The organism is Massilia genomosp. 1 (assembly GCF_011682185.1).
In the GTDB taxonomy this organism is placed as follows: Bacteria; Pseudomonadota; Gammaproteobacteria; order Burkholderiales; family Burkholderiaceae_D; genus Telluria_A; species Telluria_A rubra.
The window spans coordinates 1-286 of the sequence record NZ_WHJF01000540.1 but is presented as its reverse complement, the minus strand read 5'-3'; the positions used below and the strand labels follow the sequence as shown (position 1 = coordinate 286).

Annotated in this window: 1 pseudogene; it reads left to right on the top strand. The window is 72.4% G+C overall.

Annotated features, from left to right (window positions below):
- A pseudogene (locus F1735_RS34825) lies at positions 1–286 on the top strand (MMPL family transporter); the annotation flags it as partial.

Genomic DNA, 286 nt, shown 5'->3' with positions numbered 1-286 from the left:
GCGGTTATCAGGCGATGTCGAACTGGGTGCCATCCGCGCGCACGCAGTTGGAACGGCGTGCCCTGATCGACAGCAAACTGCTGGCGCCGGGCGGCCCGCTCGACGCCGTGGCCAAGGCCATTGACGAAGACAGCGCCTGGAGCGCCGCCACGCGCGCGCACCTGATGGCGCCGCGCGCACCGCTCACGCCTGCGGAATTCCTGAAAACTCCGCCGAGCGAGCCTTGGCGCCACCTGTGGCTGGGCGGCCTCGACGGCGTCCACGCCCGCCTCGGCGCGCTGCGCGG